We start from the raw sequence: 21,908 nt of genomic DNA on the forward strand, positions 1-21,908 counted from the left end.
GGGGCTAGTTATGAAAAGTAATACAAAAAAGCTATTCACTTGGGGCGCAGTTGTATTGGTCGCTCTAGGTGCTTGGGCAGCAGTTAACCAATTGAGCGCAAATAAAGCACGTGCGTCACAAAAGAACGTTGCATATGATCGTGTGATGGAATCTGACGTTATGACTTGGGGAATAAAAGGGGATACAAAATTAATTGGTGTGATGGACATTGCGTCTGGTGAATACCAAGGATTTGAAGTTGACCTTGCTAAGGAATTAACAAAGCGTATTAACCCAAATGCAAAAGCTGAATTAACACAAGTTACAGCGGGTACACGAGTACCAATGTTGTTGAATGGAAACATTGATACCATTATTGCCACAATGACGATTACAGACGAACGTAAAAAGGTCGTTAATTTCTCAGATCATTACTTTAAGGCTGGGCAATCAATCATGGTACCAGACAATAGTAAGATTAAGTCGGTTGAAGATGTGAATTACAAAGGCGCTAAGATTTTAGCCGTAACTGGAACTAATTCAGCTGAGAATATTAAGGAATTTGCACCTAAAGCACAAGTTGTTGGTTTACCTGATTATGCGACAGCTATGACTGCGTTGGAATCAGGGCAAGGAGATGCCATTACTAGTGACAACACAATTTTATTTGGATTAGGCGCTGATAAGCCTAATTTGAAGATTGTTGGTGGCGCGTTTACATCTGAAGAATATGCAATGGCGTTTTCAAAGAACGAACCTAAGTTGGAAGCCGCAACAAACAAGGCTTTGGCCGAAATGCGTGCAGATGGTAGCTACGATAAATTAGCTGAAAAATGGTTTGGTGAAGTACGTGGACTTGATTGGAAGGAGGTAACTAAGTAATGTGGACACTATTTACAGAACACTCAGATGCCTTCATAACAGGATTTGGTTGGACAATCTTGGCAAGTTTAATTGCTTTGGTTGGTGCCACTGTCTTAGGGACATTATTTGCCTTGATGCAAGTAATGCCAAACCGCTTTGCGAATAAAGTCGCAAATATTTACGTAGAAATTGTTCGTAACATTCCTTTGTTGGTGATTACAATGTTTTTCTATGTTGTTGTCGCACGTGTGTGGCATTTGGATGGATTTGCGTCAGGAACGTTAGGGCTAACATTGTATAGTTCAGCGTTCATCGCCGAGACTGTGCGTGCCGGAATATTGGCAGTACCAAAGGGGCAATTAGAAGGTTCAATGTCTAATGGTTTGAACTGGTATCAAAGTATGTGGCATGTTGTATTGCCACAAGCCTTTAAGTTGGTTATTCCCCCATTGGGAAATCAATTCATCAGTTTGATCAAAAATTCATCAGTGTTGGCTTTCGTCGCAGGAATGGATTTGATGTATCAAGCCAATGCAATTTCGCAAACGACTTTTGATACATTCGGTCCATATATTATTGTGGCTGTATTCTATCTAATCCTAACGATGCCGTTAAGTTACTACATGCGTCATCTAGAACATAAATTAGTCGGCGGGGGTAACTAACATGCAAGATTTTCTACAAGCATTTTCATGGTTGAACCTACGCTTCTTATTGATGGGACTATGGGTGACGATTCAAGTTTCCGTTGTTTCAATTGTATTTAGTTTTATTATTGGATCATTGTTGGGGATTATTCGTTACTTGAATATCCGCGTCGTATCACCAATCGTCGGCTTTATTATTGATATTATTCGAAACTTGCCGCTATTGTTGATTATTTTCTTTACGTACTTTGCATTGCCAAAGATTGGTATCCATTTTAATGTCATGGCATCTACGATTATTGCGCTGACGGTGTTTGAATCAGCGATGATTGCTGAAATTGTGCGTTCAGGTATTATTGCAGTACCGAAGGGACAATTAGAAGGTGCACGTTCTAATGGTTTGAATATGCGTCAGACGTTGATTCAAATTCTGTTACCACAAGCGTATAAGAAGATGATCCCACCATTGGTATCACAGTTTGTGTCATTGATTAAGGACACATCATTGGCAACTATTATCATGTTGCCGGATGTAACATATCGTGCGCAAACAATTTATGCACAAAATCCAAATCAAATCGTGCCGATGTTTATCATGTTGGCTTTGTTGTATTTTGTGTTGAACTACACTATTTCTCAATTCGGACGTTACATGGACCGACGAATGAAGGCATAGTAACAATTTGAGATTCTTGTTTTTTGAGCGAGGGTCTCTTTTTTTATAACCATTTTTCTGAAACTGTAGTTAATTTCATTTATAAAATATATATATGTAGTTAATGTTAGATTTATTTACAATATTCAACAGCTTTGTGGTGTTTTCTTAGTATGGTATTAAGAAGCACGGGGGACCGCACTAATATGGAGGGGTATATATGAAGTCGGGAATGAAAAAATTTACGTATATAGCTTTAGCGGCATTGGCCGTCGGGGGTATTGGCACAGCTATTACGAGTTCAGTTGCGAAAGCTAAATCAACCCAAAACGATGATATGATTCGTTGGGTTGATAAGGCACCGCTAACAACAATGGATCCATCGAAAGTGTCAGCCAATCAAGATTTTACTGGTATGACAGCGGTGAGTGATGGTTTGTATCGTCAAGATATGAAGGGAGTACCGGAATTATCTTTGGCAGAATCAGTAGATACGAATGATGCGAAAACGGTGTATACCTTTAAACTACGACCAGATTTGAAATGGTCAAACGGGGATGACCTAACGGCACATGATTTCGTATATGGTTGGCGTCGAACAAACGATCCAACGACAGCGGCTGAATATGCCTACTTGTTTGAAGGTATTAAGAATGCTGATAAAATTCAAACCGGTAAAATTACTGATTTGACACAATTGGGTGTAAAAGCACTTGATGATCGTACATTGGAAGTGACGTTAGACCAACCAATGGCAGCGCTGAAAGATTTGTTAACAATGCCGCCATTCTTCCCACAAAACCAAAAATTTGTTGAAGAATCAGGTAAGCAATATGGATCAGAAGCAAAATATGTTTTGGCATCAGGACCATACACAATTGAAAATTGGTCAGGAGCAAGTGATGAATATTACTTGAAAAAGAATAAGTTCTACTATGATAGTGACGTTGTGAAGACAAATGAAATTCGTGTTCGTTCTGTCCAACAAGGAACAGGATATAACCTGTTCCTGTCAAATGCGACAGATTTCGCTGAACTATCAACATTGCAAGCAACTGGATCGAAACATGATCGTGCTTACATTAATAATCCAGGTGGTTCAACAGCATACATTCAAATGAACCGTAAGCAAGTGAAGGCTTTGGACAATGTCGACATTCGACGTGGATTATCATACGCCATTGACCGTGAAACATTCACGGACAAGGTGTTAGGTGGAACAGCAATTCCGGCGGAAACATTAGTGCCGAAGGGATTGGTTACAGACCCTAAGACAGGTAAGGACTTTACAGACCTTTCAAAGACAGATGGCGCAATTGGATATGACCTAGAAAAGGCACGTCAATTGTTTGCGAAGGGAATGCGCGCTGAAGGATTAACAGAATTAACATTAGAATTAGCAACTGATGACACAGATGCTGCTAAGAACTCAGCGCAATATCTACAATCACAATTGCAAGAATTAGAAGGGCTAACAATCAACATTAAGATTGTACCGTTCAAGCAACGTATTGCAATGCAAGAAACACGCACATTTGATTTGATTATTACCATTTGGGGAGCTGACTATGCTGACCCATCAACATTCTTGGACCTATTCCAAACGGGCGGTTCATTTAATGGAGGTTCTTGGTCAAATGAGGAATATGATAATTTGATTAAGAAAGCTATTATAACAGATGCAAGTGACGCCGAAAAACGTTACCAAGATTATGTTGAAGCAGAAAAAGTTTTGACTGATCAAGTGGGAGTTATTCCAATGTATCACCGATCAACGCCAGCCTTAGAGCGAACTGACATTGAAGACATGGCGTACCATGCTGCTGGTGCAACATTTGACTTCAAATGGATTAAGCGTGTCAAGTAACCTGCCTTTTCTCATTGTTTTTTAATTTAAACTCCAGTATACTATTCGAAATACATTAGAAATCTCTCATAAATGAAAATGGTGGAGGGTAGCATATGAACTGGGGAATGAAGAAAATAACAACAGTTGCAGCGGCAATCGCTGTGTTTAGTGGAGTCGGTGTCGTAGGTGTCCATGCCGCGGTTAAAAATAATAATATGATTCGTTGGGTGGATAAGGCACCTCTATCAACGATGGATCCATCTAAGGTGTCCGCTGCACAAGACTTTAATGGATTGACAGCAACGGGGGATGGATTAACAAGACAAGATAAAGATGGTGAACCAGCATTAGCGTTGGCGGAATCATATAAGACAAGTGAAAAAGGGACGGTTTACACATTTAAACTTCGACCAGATTTGAAGTGGTCGAACGGGGATGACCTAACGGCCCATGATTTTGTCTATGGTTGGCGCCGAACAAACGATCCGAAGACTGCTTCTGAATATGCATATCTATATGCAGGTGTGAAGAATGCAGAAGCCATTCAAAGTGGTGAAGAAAAAGACCTAACCAAGCTAGGGATTGAGGCGTTGGATGACCGTACATTGAAGGTGACATTGGATCAACCAATGCCTGCATTGTTAGATATTATGACAATGCCTCCTTTCTTCCCACAAAATGAAGCATTTGTTGAAAAGGCGGGAAAGAAGTATGGAACAGAAGCTAAGTATGTCCTATCTTCAGGTCCGTTTGTATTGAAGAAGTGGTCAGGATCAAGTGATGAATATTTCTTACAAAAGAATAAGTTCTACTATGATAGTGATGTTGTGAAGACGAAGGACATTCGTGTTCAAGCAGTACAGTCAGGAACAGGATATAACTTGTTTATGTCTAATGCGACAGACTACGCAGAACTATCAACACTACAAGCTAATGCATCAAAGCATGATCGTTCATTTTTGAATAATCCAACTGCGACGACAGCCTACATTCAAATGAATGAAAAGAAGGTAAAGGCGCTAGGTAATACGGATATCCGTCGTGCACTATCATATGCAATTAATCGTGAAGTCTTTACTGATAAGGTGTTAGGTGGAACGGCGCAACCGGCGACAACTTTGACACCAAAGGGACTAATTACAGATCCGAAAACTGACAAAGATTTCACTGAAATTTCAACGGTGGAAGGCGCAGTTGGCTATGACTTGAAGCAAGCAAAAGAACTTTTTGCGAAGGGAATGCGCGCTGAAGGGTTAACAGATTTGACATTGGAACTAGTTACTGATGACACAGATGCAGCGAAGAGCTCAGCTCAATTCTTACAATCACAATTGCAAGAATTAGATGGTTTGAAGATTAACATTAAGATTGTACCGTTTAAGCAACGTTTGGCTTTGACACAAAGTAAAGATTTCGACCTAGTCATCTCACTTTGGGGTGCGGATTACCCGGACCCATCATCATTCTTGGACTTGAACCTGACTGGTGGAGCATTTAATGCCGGTGGTTGGTCAAATGAAGAATATGATGCATTGATTAAGAAGGCGAACACAACTGACGTTAATGATGAGAAAAAGCGTTACCAAGATTATGCAGACGCTGAAAAGATTAGTTTAGAAGAGATGGCTGTTATTCCAATGTACTACCGTGCAACACCTGCGTTGCAACGAACAGACATTGCGGACATGGTCTACCATCCTGCGGGAGCTCTCTTTGATTGGAAATGGGTATATCGTAAGTAAGAAAGTTACATGTTGGTTTTTGCAAAGGTAATCACACAAAGAAAGGTTTTCTGCGATGTTTAAATATATTCTAAAAAGACTCGGCATTATTTTGCTGACCCTCTTTATTGTTATTTCGGCAACATTCTTCTTGATGAAGTTGATGCCAGGGTCACCGCTAGCGAATGCTGAACGTTTGGCACCAGAGCAACGAGCGATGATCGAAGCGCAATATGGATTGAACAACCCGTTGTGGGTGCAATACTGGGACTACTTAACAAATGCGTTCCGTTTGAATTTTGGGGATTCATTCCAATTCCAAAATCAACCCGTTATGAAGTTGATTGGGGAACGAATCGGACCCTCAATTCAATTAGGACTTGAAGCCTTGGTATTCGGTGTGATTGCCGGTATTGGACTAGGAGCTTCTGCCGCAATGCACGCAAATACAAAGCGTGACACATTGTTGTCAATTATTGCGGTGCTAGGAGTTTCTATCCCATCATTCGTGTTTGCCACATTGGCACAATACTTTGTTGGATTGAAGCTAGGTTGGTTGCCAATTGCTGGTTGGGATGGATTCATTTACACAATCTTGCCAGCCGTAGTATTGGGAATGGCGCCATTAGCGATTACAGCACGATTCATTCGTACTGAAATGGTGAACGTGATGAATTCTGATTACATTGAATTAGCACGTGCTAAAGGATTGTCACGTAACGAAGTGGTTTACAAGCACGCATTACGTAATTCATTGATTCCGTTGGTAACATTGATTGGACCTATGGCAGTTAATTTGATGACTGGATCAATCGTGGTTGAGCAAATCTTTGCGATTCCTGGAATTGGTGGACAATTCGTTTCATCAATTTTGACGAATGATTACCCAGTTATCATGGGAACAACAATTGTGTACTCAATGATGTTGATGGTGGTCTTGTTGATTACTGACATCTTGTACGGATTGATTGACCCACGTATCCGTTTGAACAAATAAAGGAGGCAACTATGGCTGAACAATATACAAACCTAAATGCAGCTGATTTCCAGTTGCTTCCGCAAAAGTCAACTGCGGACTTGGATGCAATTCAAACCAAAGATGTGAGTTTCCGTAAGGATGCTTGGCGTCGATTGAAGAAGAATAAGGGAGCCTTCATCTCATTGTGGGTTCTGATTGTGATTTTCTTTGCTGCCTTTGCGTCAGTGCCATATGCGACACCTGATGCGATTGCTAAGCAAGATGTGATGCAACAAAACTTGCCACCAAAGTTACCAGGAAATATTCCTGGTTTGGACGGTAAGGTTAAAGAAGGTGGCGAAGTTGTTGATAAGTACGAAGCAGCTGGTGTACCATCTGATACATTCTACCTATTTGGAACTGACCAATTTGGTCGTGACTTGTTCAAGCGTGTCCTATATGGAACACGTATCTCACTAGAAGTTGCTTTGATAGCTGCTTTGATTGACTTGTTCATCGGGGTAACCTATGGAATCATCTCTGGATGGAATGGTGGCCGACTAGATACGTTGATGCAACGTATTGTTGAAGTGCTATCATCAATTCCTAACTTGGTTATCTTCGTGTTGTTGATTTTGGTTATGCAACCAGGAATGTTCTCAATTGCGTTAGGAATTGGGTTGACGTCTTGGATTGGAATGTCCCGATTAGTCAGAGCCCGGGTGCTTTCAATTAAGGAGCAAGATTACATCTCTGCTGCGCGTACATTAGGATCATCACCATGGCGTATTGGTGTACGTCACTTGATTCCAAACTTGTCATCAACAATTATTGTGCAATTGATGTTTACAATTCCATCAGCTATTTTCTTCGAAGCCTTGTTGTCATTTATCGGACTAGGAATTCCTATCCCTATGGCGTCACTTGGAACTTTGTTGAATGATGGAACTAAGGCATTCTTGTTCTACCCTTACCAATTGGTTGTGCCAGCCGTGATTCTATCAATGATCATGATTGCCTTTAACTTACTTGGTGACGGATTACGAGATGCATTTGACCCACGAACACGACGTTAGGAGGCCGAAATGTCAGAACGTATTCTTGAAGTTGAAGATTTAAAAATTAATTTCCATACAGACAACGGTGAAGTCCAAGCGATTCGTGATATTTCATTCGCGTTGAACAAAGGTGAAACACTAGCAATTGTTGGTGAATCTGGATCTGGAAAGTCTGTTACAACACGCGCCATCATGGGATTACTTGCCAACAACTCAGAAGTTGTGAAGGGAAATATTACTTTTGATGGTCGTGAAATCATCCATATGGGTGAAAAGGAATTACAAAAGATTCGTGGTTCTGAAATTGCCATGGTTTTCCAAGACCCAATGACATCATTGGACCCAACGATGAAAATCGGGATGCAAATTGCCGAACCATTGATTAAGCACCAAGGATTGTCACGTAAAGAAGCATTGGCACGTGCACTAGAAATGATGAAGGATGTTGGTATTCCAAATGCTGAAGAACATTTGAATGATTACCCACACCAATTTTCAGGTGGAATGCGTCAACGTATTGTTATCGCAATTGCATTGATCAACCGACCTGATATTCTAATTGCGGACGAACCAACAACAGCGTTGGACGTTACGATTCAAGCGCAAATTTTGGACTTGATGAAGGAAATTCAAGCTGAAACAGAGTCATCAATTATTTTCATTACCCACGACCTTGGTGTCGTAGCGGGAATGGCTGATCGTGTAGCCGTTATGTATGCTGGAAAGATTGTTGAAATTGGGACAATTGATGAAGTGTTTAACTTCCCACAACATCCATATACATGGGGATTGTTGAATTCAATGCCAACTGTGGATACGCAAAGTGGGCAACTACAAGCAATTCCAGGAACGCCACCAGATTTGGTACACCCACCACATGGGGATGCCTTTGCGGCGCGTAATAAGTATGCGTTGTCAATTGATAAGAAGGAACAACCACCTTACTTCCAATTAACACCAACTCATTTTGCAGCAACTTGGTTGTTGGACGAACGTGCACCTGAAGTAGAACTACCAGCGGAAATCCAAAAGCGTTGGGCTGCATATATTGCGGAAAACCCAGATGCTATGGCACAACGCGAAACGGCCAAGCCGGTTCGTTCAGACGCTATCTTAGCAGAATAGGAGAGACGCGATGGCAGAAGAAAAGAAGAAGTTGATTGAAGTTAAGAATGTTGACATTACATTCAACGCCGGGCGTAAAAATGAAACGAAGGCTGTTCAAAATGTATCCTTTGATATTTACGAAGGGGAAACGTTTGGATTGGTTGGAGAATCAGGTTCTGGTAAGACAACTATCGGTCGTGCAATTATGAAATTGCAACCAATTTCTGGGGGGCAAATTTTGTCTAAGGGACAAGATATTGCGACGATTAAGAAAAAGGCAGATCGTAAGGCGTTTAATAAGCAAGCGCAAATGATTTTTCAAGATCCGCAAGCCTCATTGGACTTGCGAATGAAGGTTAAAGACATTGTTGCTGAAGGAGTAGACGCCAATAACATGGCTCGTAGCTCAGAAGAACGTGATGAAATTGTGGCAAAGCAATTGGAAACAGTTGGTTTGAATAAAGAACATGCTAATCGTTACCCCCATGAATTTTCTGGAGGACAACGTCAACGTATCGGTATTGCTCGTGCGTTAGCGATGGAGCCACAATTTATTATTGCGGACGAACCAATTTCTGCCTTGGACGTTTCGATTCAAGCGCAAGTGGTTAATCTGATGCAAGACTTACAAAAGAAGAAGAAATTGACGTATTTGTTTATTGCGCATGATCTTTCAATGGTTAAGTATATTTCTGACCGAATTGGTGTCTTGCACTGGGGACAAATGCTTGAAATTGGTCCTGCGGATGAAATTTACGATCACCCACTACACGATTACACACGCTCATTGTTGAGTGCTATTCCGGTGCCGGACCCGGCCGTGGAGAAAGCGCGTGTGCCATTGGTTTACGATGCAAGTCGTGAAACAGACGGACAAAAGCGTGAACTAGTTGAAATTGCACCAGGACACTTTGTGTCTGCGACACCAGAAGAAATTCCGATGTATGAAGAACGTGCACGTGAAGCTGGTTTGATCTAATCAAAAAGCACTATCCGCGAGGGTAGTGCTTTTTTGTGTCCACCTTTTGTTTCGTGGTATAATATTCGTTAATATAAAACACGATAGTAAGGAGTCATATTCTAGTGAAAACAGAAAAGAAAAAAACAGAATTGCCACTCGTGTTTCAGAACAGAAAATTAACTTTTGTTGCACTATTAGTTGCACTATTGGGGATTATTGGTGTTGTACTTGCCTTTATGATCAGCTGGATTATTGGTGCCGTGTGGGTTGTTATTGTACTGGGTGCTTTGGCAATTATTTTTTACACATTAAAAGATGTTAGTGAAGATACAAGTAACTATATTAGTAATTTGTCATATCGTGTGGAGCGTGGTGAACAAGAAGCGACGTTGCAAATGCCGGTGGGGATTTTGCTTTACAACGATAAAGGTTATATCAATTGGGTAAATCCGTGTCTGCAAGCGTGGGCAGGTAAAGACTATTTGGTAGGGGAACAACTAGATGTTGTATCTCCTGAGATGGTTAAAAATATTGATAAGTGGATTGAAACGCGCGACAAACAGGCTAATGGTGATGATTTGCCATTGGAACTATTTGATAAGCAATTCAAGATGCGTGTGCAGACAGATATTAAAGCAGTCTATCTATTTGATGTTTCCGAAAACGTCGAATTACAACAAACATTATCCGATCAACAATTGATGGTGGGACAAGTGTCTGTTGATAATTACGCGGAAGTAAGTGAGCGTCTAAATGATACGGATGCATCAGCATTACGTACATTTGTGACGCGTTCATTAACAACTTGGATGGCTGGGCATGATATTTATACACGTCGAATTACGGCAGATAAGTATATGTTAATTGGGTATCAAAAGGGATTAAATGAAGCCGCGGAAGATAAATTCACCATTTTAGACAATGTTCGTGAAGCAACTTCTGCACAGAACATGCCTGTTACCTTGAGTATGGGGATTTCATATGGTGATATCTCAATTGATAAATTGGCAACCGAAGCACAATCTAATTTGGATTTGGCCTTGGGACGTGGTGGAGATCAGGTTGTTATTAAATCTGATGATTCAGATGCACAGTTCTTTGGTGGAACGACTAATCCAATGGCAAAGCGTACGCGTGTCCGTGCCCGTGTTATCTCACAAGCATTAGGAGATCTAATTAGTCATGCGGACCAGGTGTTCATTATGGGACACATCAGGCCAGACATGGATTCATTTGGAGCTGCCTTAGGGGTAAGACGTATTGCAACGATGCATAATCGTCCGGCATGGGTTGTATACGATGAAAATGACGCTGCTCATTCTGATATCCAGCTGTTGTTAAAGGAAGTTAAAGAAGAAGAGGGTGAAGATTACGCTATTTTGTCTTCAAGTGAGGCAATGGCGCAATTAACATCGCACAGTTTGTTAATCATGGTTGATCATTCAAAGCCATCAATCACCGAAAGTACCGATGTTTATGATGCTTTGGAAGATAATGTGGTCGTGATCGATCATCATCGTCGAGGTGAAGAATTCCCTACCCAAGCACAATTGGTTTATGTGGAATCTTATGCTTCATCAACAGCTGAGTTGGTGACAGAATTGTTCGAATACCAACCTAATAATGTTCGTGGATTAACGCGCATCGAATCAACGTCATTATTGGCGGGGATTCAAATTGATACAAAGTCATTCACGGTTAGTACTGGAACACGTACGTTTGATGCGGCGAGTTATTTGCGTTCAGTTGGGGCAGATGGTCGTTTGATTCAAAAGTTCATGAAGGAATCATTGGAATCTTATCGTGATAGGTCACATTTGATTGAGCGTGTAAGTTTGCGCGACCAAGCAGCCGTTGTTATCGGTGAAGATGATGTGAAGTACGATTCAGTTATTGCAGCGCAAACCGCCGATGAATTGATGCAATTGATTGGGGTTCACGCATCTTATGTCATCACACGTCGTGACGATCAAACCGTTGCCATTTCTGCGCGTTCAGATAGTACAGAAAATGTACAAGTTGTCATGGAAAAGTTGGGTGGCGGTGGTCACTTAAATAACGCGGCAACACAAATGCAAAACATTTCAGTTGAAGAAGCATATACGCAATTAACTGCAATCTTAGATGAGCAAAATAAGCCATCTAGTGATGCAGAGTAGAAGGAGATAGTATTATGAAGGTTATTTTTTTGGAAGATGTTAAGGGTCGTGGTAAGAAGGGTGAAGTTAAGGATGTTCCTGATGGATACGCCAACAACTTCTTGATTAAGAACAAGAAGGCTGAGCCTGCAACAAAGCAAAATGTGTCAGCTAGCCAAGGTAAGAAGAAGGCGCATGATCGCGAATTAGCCGAAGAAAAGGCTGAAGCGCAAACATTGAAGGAACGTCTAGAAGCTGAAGATGTTGTCGTTGAAATGCAAGCTAAGGCTGGAACAGACGGACGTTTGTTCGGTGCTATTTCATCAAAGCAAGTTGTTGAAGCTGCCAACAAGCAATTGGGGATTAAGCTAGACAAGCGTAAGATGGATATGAAGGAACCAATCAAAGCGTTGGGATACCGTACTATCAGCATTAAGTTGCACAAAGATGTTGATGCTGACTTGCGTGTGCACGTATCAGAAGCATAAAACATCAGATAAATAGCGCCTGAAGGAGAGAACATGATGGCTGACTTTGCAAATTCCCCAGTTAATGGGGCGCCGCATGATTTAAACGCGGAACAAGCCGTATTGGGCTCAATTTTTATTTCAACTGATCCAACCGATTTGATTGCGCAAATCTCAACAACATTAGCGCCGGAAGATTTTTTCCAAACGAGTCACCGTTTGATTTACGCGGCGATGTTAAGTTTGGATGCGAACCAATCATCTGTTGATGTTATCTCTGTTAATAATGAATTAGACCGTATTGGCCAACAAGAGAATGCAGGTGGTATCACATATCTGACTGAATTAGCAGGTGTTGTGCCTATTGCAAGTAATGCACCTTACTATGCCGAAATTGTTAAGGAGAAATCTGTCCGCCGAAACTTGATTGATACTTTGCAAGATGGAACGCAAGGTTCGTATGAGGGGATGTCTAGCGTTGAAGACTTGGTTGCTGATATCAGTACTAAGTTGGACACGTTGGGGTCTGGTGGTGCGACAGCTGACTTTAAAAACATTCGTGATGTTGCGGAACGTTCATTCCAACAAATTGAACAAAATTCGCGTACAAACGACCCAATTACAGGGTTGGCATCAGGATATCCAGCATTAGATGCATTAACAACAGGTTTCCATGGTGGTGAAATGATCATTGTGGCGGCACGTCCTGCCGTTGGTAAGACAGCGTTTGTCTTGAATATCGCGCAAAAAGTAGCAGTAGCAAACAATGACTTACCGGTTGTTGTGTTTTCACTTGAAATGCCAGATACATCATTGGTTAATCGTATGTTGGCCGCTGAAGGGAATATTAATTCCCAGAACATGCGTACAGGTCAATTAGCTGATGATGAATGGCGAAACTTGACTGTCGCAATGGGGACGTTATCAAACACGAAAATCTTTATCGACGACACTGCCGGAATTAAAGTTACGGAGATTCGTTCTAAATTACGTCGTTTGCAAAAGAAAGAAGGTCAGCTAGGGCTGGTTATTATCGATTATTTGCAATTGATTGAAGGAACTGGATCAGAAGGTCGTCAACAAGAAGTGTCTGCCATTTCTCGTGCAATTAAGAAGATGGCTATGGAATTAGATGTACCGATTATTGCATTGTCACAGCTATCACGTAGTGTGGAACAACGTCAGGACAAGCGTCCGATGCTTTCTGATATTCGTGAATCTGGATCAATTGAACAAGACGCCGACATTGTGGCATTCTTATATCGTGAAGACTATTATGAAAATGCCAATGATGACGACGATAATCAATCTGACCCGCGTGATGATGAACAAGCGGATGTCGGTGAAATTGAAGTTATTTTAGAAAAGAACCGTTCTGGTGCGCGTGGAACAGCTCGCTTGTTGTTTGTTAAGTCATACAATAAGTTTTCAAATATTGAATACCGCGCAGATGAAATGGGCAATAATTTTGGATAGATGAGTCAGTTAAAAGGAAATCCTTTTAGCTGATTCTTTAGTTAGGAGGTTCTGTATGCAAAAACAAGGAATGAATATTAAGTGGTTATTGATTGCCAGTTTTATTAATAATTTTGCCTTTGGTTTTATTTGGCCAGTTGCCACAGTTTATTTACATAATGAATTGAAACAAAGTTTGGTTATTGTTGGTTGGGTAATGCTAGCCAATGCTGTTGGGCAAGCAATTGGGTCATTAGTTAGTGGTCAATTGTTTGATCGTTTCCATCCGTACCGTTTGATTCAGGGTGGTGTGATTGCGATGATTGCCCTACAAGTGTTTTTCATGTTCCAACATGGTTGGCCATTCTATGCGCTTAATTTGACGCTAGCTGGTTTCTTAGGTGGTTGGAATATGGCGTTGATTAATGCATACGGAACACGTGTGATTAATCATGATGGACGTTTCGTGTTTAACATGTTGTATTTCACTAATAACTTTGGAATGGTGTTTGCCACTGCCTTAGTTGGTGTGATTTTCCCACTAGGGATTACATGGTTGTTCCTGTTAGCCTTGGTGCTATATATTGCCTTGCTGTTTGTCATCAAGACGAAATTCAACTTGCCGTTTGAGAAGCATGAAACACAGCAAGATGAAAAACCAGCAACGTTACCACGGTGGAATCTACGATTGATTTATACGGCGGTCTTTGCCTTGGTTGTACTGTGGATTGCCTATTCACAATGGCTAGGTAATCTATCGGTGTACATGACAAATGATTTGAATTTGCCGTTGTGGCAATATTCATTGTTGTGGACAATTAATGGTGTGTTGATTGTGGTTGTTCAATTATTGATGAACATCTTCAATGTATCAGCTAGTCGTACAGCGATGTGGGTACAAATTTTTGGTGGACTAATTATGTTTGGATTGGCATTCTTGATTTTGCCGTTCGTACAAACATTTAATGGGTTTGCCATTGCAATGATTATTACGACATTAGGTGAAGTAACCGCGTTTCCAATGATTCCAGCGTTGATTAATGAGTTGACGCCGGCGTCACTAAAAGGACGTTATCAAGGATTGGCCGCTGCTGCACCATCAATTGGGCGTGCAATTGGACCTTTGCTAGGTGGATTGGTGATTGAAAAGCAAGGATATTACTTGTTATTCTTTGGTGGATCAGGACTAGTATTCATCGCCTTTTTGATTATCTTAGCGACAATGATTATTGGTTACCCAAAGGTCACTAATTACGGAACCGGAACGGAATAGGAGAATTTCTCATGACAGTAGGGCGTTTTCGCTTTGGTATGCGAACATTAAAGACAGGATTATCAGTGATGGTAATCGTGATTTTCTTTTTAGTGTTTCAACGTGGTAATCCTATGATTGCCTGTTTATCAGCTGTCTTTTCGTTGCGTCAAGATTTTGAATCAACCCTTACTTTTGGAGTGTCTCGTGTTATTGCCAATATTATAGGTGGGGCATGCTCGATTGCTTATCTAGTGATTTGGCAGGCCACTAATCAAGCTGATTGGGCGGAAATTGTTTTCATTCCATTGCTATTGATGATTGTGATTATTATTAATGATGGCATCAACAATAAAACAGGGATTATTGGTGCCTCCGCTGCCTTTTTGATGATTGCGTTTACGTTACCACCAGATGGTGATTTTATGTATGCGGTTGCCCGTGTTGTGGACACTTTTATCGGACTGGCTGCAGCAATTGTGATGAATATCGGGGTACACCCACATAAGTCAGCTGAAACTCACGCGCAGTTAAGTGAAACGGTTCGTGCAGCAGAAGCTGAATTGAAAGCCGATATGGCGTCGTTTAAACAACAAGAAGATGGCGAATAATGGAGTATGTCAAACAGACGGTTTCATGGTGATGATTGGAAATTGAATCAATAAAAAAGCCTTAAGTGAAAACTTAAGGGCTTTTTTATTAGTGATTACGGAACCAGTTGTTCATGAACCAACCACGATAGAAACCTTCCATACTAATGATTTGGGATAGTGAACATCCGATTAGGACAACACGTAGCCAAAGTTTCGGAACTAGGAAGAATGGGATGGCCATAAAGGCGGCAGAAAATATGTAAATCATGATTCGCTTATTTTGTGATAATTCTCGGTGATAAACCCCTTGAACTACATACTCTTGATAGTATTTATTGGCTTTTAACCAAGCTAGTAAACGTGGTGATGAGCGAGTCCAACAAAAGGCTGCTAGGACATAGAATCCGGTTGTGGGGATACCAGGAATCCAAATAGCAGCTGTTCCAATTCCGAATGCAATGCATCCGAATAGGATATAAAGATAGCGCATTGATGAGTCTCCTTACTGAAAATACGTCGTAGCGTCTATCATATCCTACTTAGAATGTGGTTGTAAAGTTTTTCACATTGTGAATGCCGGAGAACTGAACGCAGGCGATAGTTCGTATTGATGGACTAGCTATTTCGCTTCGCTCCGACAATTGCTATAATTAGCGTAAGTAGATATTTAACAAGAAAGGGATAGCGGGATGGAAGTGTTGGAGCGAGCATACGCTAAATTGAATATTAGTTTAGATACACCGTTTATTCATAATGATGGTCAACATGAATGGGATATGTTGATGGTGTCAATTGATTTAGCTGACACCGTTATAATCAAAACAACGGATGAGCATCAACAAATCCGTGTAGAGTCAACGAGTGGTTTGTTGCCTTTGAATGAAAAGAATCTCGCTTATCAAGCTGCGATGTTAATGCGTGAATACGCACAAGAAGCAGCTGGTGTGGAGATTCATATCGATAAGCGTATTCCAGTAGCAGCTGGTATGGGTGGTGGTTCATCAGATGCGGCTGCCGTATTACGTGGTTTGAATAAAATTTGGGAGCTGGGTCTAAGTAATGCTGAGTTAGCAGAAATTGGACTGAAAGTTGATGCGGATGTCCCATACTGTGTTTATAGTCGACCTGCGTTGGTTACAGGGCGTGGAGAAATTGTGACACCGTTAGAAACTAAATTTCCGTCACTTTGGTGTGTTGTATCAAAGCCAAACATCAGTGTGTCGACACCTAAGATTCTGAAGATGATTGATTATGACAATCTAGATCATGGGGACATGACCGCTTTGATGGATAATGTTTTGACGGGTCAATTATCAGGTATTTATGAGACAATGTTCAATGTCTTAGAACCAATTACGACAGCCAAATACCCTGAAATTAAGACGCTTAAGGATAAGATGGTTAAATTTGGGGCACCTGTTGTCCAGATGTCCGGAACAGGGCCAACAGTCTTCGCTTTGACTGACAAAGAATCCAAAGCGAAGCGTATTTATAATGGTGTTCGTGGTTTTGTACAAGAAACGTACGTTACACACATCATTCAATAAGAAAAACGGAGAATTATCATGGCAGAAGAAATGCAAACAATCAACAATGCGCCTCTATTGGCAGCGTTGGAAGCACTACGAGTAAATCAAAATGAACAAACTGACCAAGCCTACACACAAGCATTGTTGGAAGCGCAATTTATTGCACCAGTAAACTATAAGCAAGCACCTAAGCAAAACGATGCGGGTGAATTAGAAATGCCTGAAGGGGCAGAAATTGCATTAGTAACGCTAGTCGCTGGTGAAGGTGAAGAAGTATTCCCTATTTTTACAGATATGGATGCTTTTAATGCCCAACCAGAAACAGATGGGGCACAAAAGATTCACCCATGGGTGATGTCAATTTCTGATTACTTCCCGTTGATTCTAAACGAAGCTAATCCTAAGATTGTGGGAATGGCGTTAAATCCATTTAGCGATGGTATGCCTATTTCTCGTGACAACGTTGAATACTTAGCAGCAATGAGCGAAGCCCTACAAGGTGGTCAAGTTGAAGTGAAGTCAGGTGATGATGTTGCGTCTAACGAATTACGTTATGAATTGATTGGATTTGGGGATGATCATCCTGAAGCAATTAATAAGATGACGCTTTTGCGTTTGGTGACAGAAACAGAAGGGCAATACTTGTTGGTTGTCGGTGGTGAAGATGAAGCCGCTGTTTCAATGTTGTATCCAGAATTGGAAGCCATTTTTGAAGAATATGCAGGCGAAGAAGGGCCAGCATTTAGTTTGATGATGGAACAAAATTTTGATGCTGATTTGTCAGAATTTACAGCATTGTACAACCGTGAAGGTTAATTTTGAAAGGACATTTGCATGCGTGATGTGACAATTGTAGGTGCAGGACCTGTAGGTCTATTTACAGCGTTTTATGCAGGTTTACGTGAACTAGACGTTGTATTGTTAGATAGTTTGGAGATGGTCGGGGGGCAAGTAGCGAGCTTGTATCCACATAAGCAAATCCTAGATATTGCAGGATTTCCAGCAATAACGGGACTTGCCTTAATTGAACAACTCACACAACAAATGACGCAATTACCTGTAGATGTACAGTTGAATACAACCGTGGAAGATATTGTGCCAAATTCTGATGGATTTATGATTAAGACGAATCAAGGCGAATTTGAAACAAAGAAGGTCATTATGGCGACGGGTGGTGGTGCTTTTGAACCAAGAACGTTACCCATTGAGATACCGGATTCAGAGGCAGTGCACTACTATGTCAGTGACCCTGCTCGTTTTACCAATCGCCATGTGCTAGTTGCGGGCGGTGGGGATGCTGCGTTGGATACCGCGTTGGCTTTAACTGAGGTTACGAAGCAGGTTACTTTGACACATCGTCGGGCTAATTTCCGAGCGTTAGAACACACCGTAAGTCAAGTTGCTGCATCAGCAATTGACGTGCAAACGCCGTTCAATATTTTGTCTGTCGAAGAATTGAGCGATGGTAAGTTGTCAGTAATCTTAGAAGAATTCCGTGGTGATGTGAAGCAAGAGTTGATTGTTGATGATTTAATCATTAATTACGGTTTTCAATCCGACCATCGTGAATTAACGGAATGGGCCATTCATCCTGAACAAGACCGTCAGCAATTTATTGTTGATCGTCAGATGATGACGAGTGTCTCTGGTGTGTATGCAGTAGGAGATATTGCAGGATATGCTGGTAAAGCGGCTCTTATGGCCACTGGCTTTGGTGAAGGACCGTTGGCGATTAATGCGATTATGCAACAACTAAAACCGGAAGATGCCGTGCCGATGCACTCATCTAGCGTACGTCTTGAAAATGGTCATGTTGCAAAGTGATGAAATTGGCTAGCTTGTGACTGGTTGAACAGACGGTAATCTGTTATAATTAAAAAGATAAAATTTATATAAAAGAGGTAGCGATAATGGCTAAGTTAGTTATGATCCGTCACGGACAAAGTGAATGGAACGCAAAGAACCTATTTAACGGATGGGTAGACACAAAGTTGAGCCCTGTTGGAATCGAACAAGCAAAGACTGCTGGTAAGATGTTGGCAGAAGCTGGTATTGATTTTGATCAAGCGTACACATCAGTTTTGACACGTGCGATTGAAACATTGGATTTGACATTGTTCGAAGCTGGACAAATGTTTATTCCAGAAGAAAAGTCATGGCGCTTGAACGAACGTAACTACGGTGCGTTGCAAGGATTGAACAAGGCAGATGCTGCTGAAAAGTTCGGTGCTGACCAAGTTTTGCAATGGCGTCGTTCATACGATGTTTTGCCACCACTTCTAGAATCAGCTGAAGAAACAGTTGAAGTTGAAGGGCAAACTTACGCATCATACGACCGTCGTTACGCTGAAGTAGCTGCTGAAGAATTGCCATTGGGTGAAAACTTGAAGGTTACTTTGGAACGTGTTATGCCATTCTGGAACGAAAAGATTTCTGCAGACTTGAAGGCTGGTAAGAACGTTGTGATTGCTGCCCACGGAAACTCACTTCGTGCATTGGCAAAGCATATCGAACAAATTTCAGACGAAGACATTCTAGGTCTTGAAATTGCGAACGCACAACCAATCATCTACGACTTCGATGGTGACTTGAACGTGCTTTCAAAGGATATTTTGACAGCCGAATAATTTTTTAAAAAGCATACCCATTTTGGGTATGCTTTTTTGTTTATATAAGGTTTCAATGGTAGAATAATAAGGATAGTGTTGGCTATGCATAAGCAACAGCCAAACAAATTGACATGAATGGTGGAGTAGGATGTTGGAAAATAAAGTAAAAGTAAATGGTGAATTTCTGACAAAGCGCTATGAAATGGCTCCAACACGCGCTGATAAAGTGAAGGCACTTTTGCTGGGGAAAACATACCCTAATTTTTGGGCTTTACGTGGGATTGATTTCCAAGCGATGGCAGGGGAGAGTGTTGCCGTTATTGGAACGAACGGATCTGGAAAATCTACGCTGATGAACATTATTTCAGGGGCAACCGATGCAACAACGGGTGGTTTCTCTGTTGATGGTGTCGTGTCTTTGATTGCGGTACAGACTGGGCTAAAAGGTGACTTATCTGGTCGTGTAAATATTCGCATGAAAGGTTTGATGATGGGGATGTCTGAGGCAGAGATTGATGCAAAGACAGACGACATTATTGCGTTTTCAGAATTAGGTGTTTTTATTGATCAACCGGTTAAAACGTACTCAAGTGGGATGCGTTCAAAATTGGGATTTTCTATCTCAGTTCATTCTAATCCAGATGTTTTGATTGTGGATGAAGCGTTATCTGTTGGAGATGCAACTTTTACACGAAAGTCATTGGACAAAATGAAAGACTTTCAAAAGCAAGGAAAAACGATTTTCTTTGTTAGTCATTCATTGGGACAAGTACGTGAGATGGCCGACAAAGTACTGTGGATTGAACGTGGTGAAGTAAAGCAATTTGGCCCCACTGCAGATGTGTTACGTGCATATGGCGAATTTGTGGATGCCAATAAAAAAATGTCAAATGTAGAGCGTAAATTATTGCAAACGACAGAACGCTACGAACAAACCAACTTTACTTTGGATAATTTAATGACCAAAGAAATGTTAATGAATGGTGCCAAAACGCGTGCTGAAAAGAAAGAAATTGAACAACGCTCAAAGTTAATCAATGAACCTGATGGAATGTCTTGGCAGGGATGGTTAGGTCTAGGATTAGGAATCGGAATATTAGTTCTGATGGCATTTATGCTTATCTTGCAGTTGTCAATTTCAGATGTATTAACAAATCCAAGTCGGTTGATAACTGATTGGGGAAATATTCGAACATTAAGCGCACGTTAATTGTGCCAGAGAAGTAGGAGATAGATTAGTGCAAAATGTGAAGAAATTTATACAAGAAATCATGGCTAATCGGGTAGTAAGTCACCGTTTAGCCCGATTTAATGTAGATAATAAATGGGCGAATAGTTATTTAGGCGATTTTTGGGACTACCTGGAGCCGATGTTGTTTATCGCGACTTATTTTTTGGTTTTTGGTTTAGGGTTCTATCAAGGAAGTGTTTCAGGGCAACCATATTTATTGTGGTTAATCACCGCTATTATCCCCTGGTTTTACATCCAAGGTGTATTTAATCGTGGATTAACAAGTGTTAAAGATCAGGTCAAAACTTTATCTAAAACACGTTTTCCGTTTAGTATCGCTGTGATTATCCCAATGATTGAAGAATTTCGTCGATATGTTGTCATGACAATTGGATTTGTAGGGATTCTGTTAATCTATGGATACCATCCATCTATTTATTGGTTACAATTTCTTTATGCCGTTTTTGCAATGGTTATGATGTTAATAGCGATGAATTTAATTAATTCAACTTTAACTATCCTGATCCCGGATTATAAAGCGGCCATGAGTGCCTTGTTCCGGTTGATTTTTTACTCATCAGGGGTGATTGTAAATTTGAATTCAGATTCTATGCCGTATATCGTTACAGCTGTTTTGAAATTGTCACCATTTAATTATGTTGTTAATACATTTCGAGATACATTTTTGTATCACCAATGGTTTTGGGAAACACCAGGATATACCCTGTTTTTCTGGGGCCTAGTTGCATTGATGATGTTTGTGGGTGCATTTATGCATATCCGCTTCCGAGGGTCATTTACAGAACTTGTCTAAAGACATGGTGTTTTCATAGA

At 40.9% G+C, this 21,908-nt stretch carries 21 protein-coding genes; 20 read left to right on the plus strand and 1 reads right to left on the minus strand.

All coding sequences use genetic code 11. The features are described from left to right. Window positions 1-10: 10 nt before the first annotated feature. From WS08_RS00480 to WS08_RS00545, 14 genes are all read left to right on the plus strand, one after another. Complete coding sequence (locus WS08_RS00480) at window positions 11-862, plus strand: transporter substrate-binding domain-containing protein (RefSeq protein WP_009495668.1); 852 nt, start codon at window positions 11-13, stop codon at window positions 860-862. Beyond that, window positions 862-1,509, plus strand: a complete 648-nt coding sequence (locus tag WS08_RS00485; protein WP_009495667.1) for an amino acid ABC transporter permease — start codon at window positions 862-864, stop codon at window positions 1,507-1,509. The genes WS08_RS00480 and WS08_RS00485 overlap by 1 nt, the downstream gene beginning before the upstream one ends. A 1-nt stretch (window position 1,510) precedes the next feature. Then, window positions 1,511-2,167 carry an amino acid ABC transporter permease gene (locus tag WS08_RS00490; RefSeq protein ID WP_009495666.1) on the plus strand — a complete coding sequence of 219 codons (657 nt, stop codon included), beginning with the start codon at window positions 1,511-1,513 and terminating at the stop codon, window positions 2,165-2,167. Window positions 2,168-2,366: 199 nt separating this feature from the next. Beyond that, on the plus strand, window positions 2,367-4,013 hold the full coding sequence (locus tag WS08_RS00495; RefSeq protein WP_009495665.1) for a peptide ABC transporter substrate-binding protein: 1,647 nt from the start codon (window positions 2,367-2,369) through the stop codon (window positions 4,011-4,013). 95 nt (window positions 4,014-4,108) lie between these two features. Further along, window positions 4,109-5,737, plus strand: coding sequence for a peptide ABC transporter substrate-binding protein (locus WS08_RS00500; RefSeq protein WP_009495664.1), 1,629 nt, complete (start codon window positions 4,109-4,111; stop codon window positions 5,735-5,737). Window positions 5,738-5,792: 55 nt separating this feature from the next. Next, complete coding sequence (locus tag WS08_RS00505; RefSeq protein ID WP_009495663.1) at window positions 5,793-6,713, plus strand: ABC transporter permease; 921 nt, start codon at window positions 5,793-5,795, stop codon at window positions 6,711-6,713. Between the two features lie 11 nt (window positions 6,714-6,724). Continuing rightward, the gene (locus tag WS08_RS00510; RefSeq protein WP_009495662.1) at window positions 6,725-7,750 is read left to right on the plus strand and encodes an ABC transporter permease; all 1,026 of its coding nucleotides are present in this window, start codon (window positions 6,725-6,727) and stop codon (window positions 7,748-7,750) included. 9 nt (window positions 7,751-7,759) lie between these two features. After that, a complete protein-coding gene (locus WS08_RS00515; protein ID WP_009495661.1) occupies window positions 7,760-8,857 on the plus strand; it encodes an ABC transporter ATP-binding protein in 1,098 nt (365 codons plus the stop codon). Between the two features lie 10 nt (window positions 8,858-8,867). Next, entirely contained in the window at window positions 8,868-9,818 is a 951-nt protein-coding gene (locus WS08_RS00520; protein ID WP_009495659.1) for an ABC transporter ATP-binding protein, read from the plus strand. A 104-nt stretch (window positions 9,819-9,922) separates the two neighbouring features. Then, the gene (locus tag WS08_RS00525; protein ID WP_009495657.1) at window positions 9,923-11,959 is read left to right on the plus strand and encodes a DHH family phosphoesterase; all 2,037 of its coding nucleotides are present in this window, start codon (window positions 9,923-9,925) and stop codon (window positions 11,957-11,959) included. A gap of 14 nt (window positions 11,960-11,973) precedes the next feature. Next, window positions 11,974-12,426 carry a 50S ribosomal protein L9 gene (rplI, locus tag WS08_RS00530; protein WP_009495655.1) on the plus strand — a complete coding sequence of 151 codons (453 nt, stop codon included), beginning with the start codon at window positions 11,974-11,976 and terminating at the stop codon, window positions 12,424-12,426. 36 nt (window positions 12,427-12,462) lie between these two features. Further along, the gene (dnaB, locus tag WS08_RS00535; protein WP_009495653.1) at window positions 12,463-13,881 is read left to right on the plus strand and encodes a replicative DNA helicase; all 1,419 of its coding nucleotides are present in this window, start codon (window positions 12,463-12,465) and stop codon (window positions 13,879-13,881) included. Window positions 13,882-13,936: 55 nt separating this feature from the next. Then, window positions 13,937-15,133, plus strand: a complete 1,197-nt coding sequence (locus tag WS08_RS00540) for an MDR family MFS transporter (RefSeq protein WP_009495651.1) — start codon at window positions 13,937-13,939, stop codon at window positions 15,131-15,133. Between the two features lie 11 nt (window positions 15,134-15,144). Continuing rightward, complete coding sequence (locus WS08_RS00545) at window positions 15,145-15,723, plus strand: FUSC family protein (RefSeq protein WP_009495649.1); 579 nt, start codon at window positions 15,145-15,147, stop codon at window positions 15,721-15,723. 88 nt (window positions 15,724-15,811) lie between these two features. Here the strand turns inward: WS08_RS00545 and WS08_RS00550 are convergent, their stop codons facing one another. After that, window positions 15,812-16,195, minus strand: coding sequence for a YbaN family protein (locus WS08_RS00550; protein WP_009495647.1), 384 nt, complete (start codon window positions 16,193-16,195; stop codon window positions 15,812-15,814). A gap of 199 nt (window positions 16,196-16,394) precedes the next feature. Here WS08_RS00550 and ispE point away from each other — a divergent pair, with 199 nt between their 5' ends. The 6 genes from ispE to WS08_RS00580 all read left to right on the plus strand — a co-directional run bounded on the left by ispE (window position 16,395) and on the right by WS08_RS00580 (window position 21,888). Further along, on the plus strand, window positions 16,395-17,252 hold the full coding sequence (gene ispE, locus WS08_RS00555) for a 4-(cytidine 5'-diphospho)-2-C-methyl-D-erythritol kinase (RefSeq protein WP_009495646.1): 858 nt from the start codon (window positions 16,395-16,397) through the stop codon (window positions 17,250-17,252). 18 nt (window positions 17,253-17,270) lie between these two features. After that, window positions 17,271-18,050, plus strand: coding sequence for an SseB family protein (locus WS08_RS00560; RefSeq protein WP_009495644.1), 780 nt, complete (start codon window positions 17,271-17,273; stop codon window positions 18,048-18,050). Between the two features lie 18 nt (window positions 18,051-18,068). Next, window positions 18,069-19,058, plus strand: a complete 990-nt coding sequence (locus WS08_RS00565; RefSeq protein ID WP_009495642.1) for an NAD(P)/FAD-dependent oxidoreductase — start codon at window positions 18,069-18,071, stop codon at window positions 19,056-19,058. Window positions 19,059-19,144: 86 nt separating this feature from the next. After that, complete coding sequence (gpmA, locus tag WS08_RS00570) at window positions 19,145-19,861, plus strand: 2,3-diphosphoglycerate-dependent phosphoglycerate mutase (protein WP_009495641.1); 717 nt, start codon at window positions 19,145-19,147, stop codon at window positions 19,859-19,861. 130 nt (window positions 19,862-19,991) lie between these two features. Then, complete coding sequence (locus tag WS08_RS00575; protein WP_009495640.1) at window positions 19,992-21,053, plus strand: ABC transporter ATP-binding protein; 1,062 nt, start codon at window positions 19,992-19,994, stop codon at window positions 21,051-21,053. Between the two features lie 28 nt (window positions 21,054-21,081). Then, window positions 21,082-21,888 (plus strand): ABC transporter permease, encoded by an 807-nt coding sequence (locus WS08_RS00580; RefSeq protein ID WP_038566601.1) that lies wholly within the window; start codon window positions 21,082-21,084, stop codon window positions 21,886-21,888. The last annotated feature ends 20 nt before the right edge of the window (window positions 21,889-21,908 follow it).

It is taken from the genome of Weissella tructae (genome assembly GCF_000732905.1).
GTDB lineage: Bacteria > Bacillota > Bacilli > Lactobacillales > Lactobacillaceae > Weissella > Weissella tructae.